This is a genomic window from Micrococcus sp. UYEF5 (assembly GCF_040546065.1).
Taxonomy (GTDB): Bacteria; Actinomycetota; Actinomycetes; order Actinomycetales; family Micrococcaceae; genus Micrococcus; species Micrococcus luteus.
On the sequence record NZ_JBEPNB010000029.1, the window covers coordinates 1 to 1958 of the forward strand.

Here is a 1958-nt window from a genome sequence, read left to right on the forward strand (position 1 = left end):
GCGACACCTACCTGCAGCCAGTCCTGCGTGATCGCGGCAACAAGACCGCCACGGAGCGCTGCAAAAACCCCGCCACCAAGCGAACGAAGCCACAGGGCAGGGCGTGTAAAGGGGTATACCCGGCTCGACGGCCAATAGGACGAGCGCGGGCAACGGAGCCACCCTGCATGAGAGATCAGGATCGGTGGCCAAGCGCGCTGACCAGGAGGGGAATCGTCCTGACGCGCTGAGGAGCACCGTAGCGCCATGCGGCGGGCACCGGTGGATGAGCGGTCAGGCAGGGAGCGGCGGTAGACCGAACAGGACGTAGATCGTGCTGAGGACCGGGATGATGCGCTGTGCAGACTCGTCCGCGAGGGTCTCGACGGCCTTGTTTAGGAAGCGCTCGAGCAGGCTGGCTGGGATCTTGCCGTCGCCGTCCTCCACCTGCTCCTCAAGCATGTTCACGCGCGTCAGCAGGTCACGTACGGCGTCAGAATCGCTGAGGCCCTCCTCCGCGTGCAGCACCTCGCGCAGCTGCTCGAACTGTCCCGCCAGCGCCGGGCGGTCCTGGCTCTGGACGGTGAGGGTGACGTTGCTCCTGTGGCCGGCTAGGGCCACGTTCGACCCGTTGCCGGTCTGGACGTTCTGAGTAACGGAGTTGTCGTGGTGGTTGGTCACTGAGAACCCGCTTTCTGCCGGCGGCCACACGAAGGGAGTCTGGTAGGCGGCCACGAGATCAAGGCCTGCGGACGTGAGTACGGGCCGGTACGAACTGGTACTACCGGGCTCGAGGTAACCATGAGCCTCGAGGTCCGAAGACGCCTTCTGAATCTGGCGATCGGTGAGGTCCAGGGCCTGGAGGTCGTCGTAGACGCCGGCATCATTGGGACATGCCTCGGCTGCTTCTAGAAGCAGCCACTGGGCCTCGACGCGCGGGTATGCCCGAGCAACCCGCTCGGCGTCGAAGGCACACCGGGGCAGGACAGCAATCGGGATACAGCCAGCCAAGGGGGTGTTCTTGGGGATCATCTCGAGCTGCATGAGCTCTCGGGCGGCGACTTGGACACGGTCGGGTGGGCACACCTCAGTGGGGATGTCCCGCAGGTGCTGGCCGACGAGGCCGTTGGTGTGGACGTAGTTCAGGACGCGGAGGGTGAAGATCGTGGGTCGCACGAGACCTCGCTGTTCTGTCGTGGCGGGTCACTACCCCGCCGTGCTGTGTACTGGAGCCTTCACGGTAGCGGCGAGGGCGGACGCGATAGCCCCCGGCTCCTCCAAGGAGGCCGGGGGCTCACGGGGAGAGCGTGCGGCAGTCAGGCGAAGGGTCGCCCCAGGGCCTTCCACTGCTCCTCGAGCTCGGCGCGCCAGCCCTTCGGTGGCAGCCACGGCACGCCCCAGGCGGCCAGCTGGGCCTTGGTCCATCCGCCGGCCGGCGTGCGCGCGGCAGCGACCTCGTCCGGGCTGGGCGTGCTCGGCTCGTCACACATGGGAGAGGACGCATGACCAGCACCCCTACGCGCGCCAAGCGCAAGCAGACCGCCCGCGAGCTAGCCGAGCGATTCGGAGTCTCGCCGCGCACCATCCGCCGCACCGTCGCCCAGGAACGCGCGGACTACTTGGCGGACGCCGCCGCACGCCATAAACGCATTCGTGCTCTGCGCGCGGAAGGGCTCTCCATGCGCGCCATTGCTGCCAAGGAAGGCGTCACCGTCGGGACGGTGCACTACGCGATCCACAAGGACGACTGAGACCAGCAAGAAAGCCCCTCAGCGTCTCAACGGAGGACCAGCGACATCAGAAGGCTCTGACACGGAAACGTGCTCTACTCCAAAGTGCGAGCTCCTAAGGGCCGCGATGAACGCCAACCGGCCATCAGCATCGCCTAGGGCGTGTCTGAGAATAGATGCACGAGTCAGCTGAGACCCTGGGGACATGTCCCGGTTCCAGATGCTCTCTGACACCCAATGGGAGTTGAT

The 1958-nt window shown here is 66.1% G+C and carries 3 protein-coding genes; 1 reads left to right on the forward strand and 2 read right to left on the reverse strand.

Annotation, left to right across the window (positions count from 1 at the left end; all coding sequences use genetic code 11):
• Positions 1-273 precede the first annotated feature (273 nt).
• Together ABIB16_RS11265 and ABIB16_RS11270 are read right to left on the reverse strand one after the other, a co-directional pair.
• Positions 274-1155, reverse strand: coding sequence for a hypothetical protein (locus ABIB16_RS11265; RefSeq protein WP_049147382.1), 882 nt, complete (start codon positions 1153-1155; stop codon positions 274-276).
• 140 nt (positions 1156-1295) lie between these two features.
• Positions 1296-1469: a hypothetical protein gene (locus tag ABIB16_RS11270; RefSeq protein ID WP_168165774.1), complete on the reverse strand. Its 174-nt coding sequence runs from the start codon at positions 1467-1469 to the stop codon at positions 1296-1298.
• 12 nt (positions 1470-1481) lie between these two features.
• Here ABIB16_RS11270 and ABIB16_RS11275 point away from each other — a divergent pair, with 12 nt between their 5' ends.
• Positions 1482-1730 (forward strand): MerR family transcriptional regulator, encoded by a 249-nt coding sequence (locus ABIB16_RS11275; RefSeq protein WP_049147384.1) that lies wholly within the window; start codon positions 1482-1484, stop codon positions 1728-1730.
• The last annotated feature ends 228 nt before the right edge of the window (positions 1731-1958 follow it).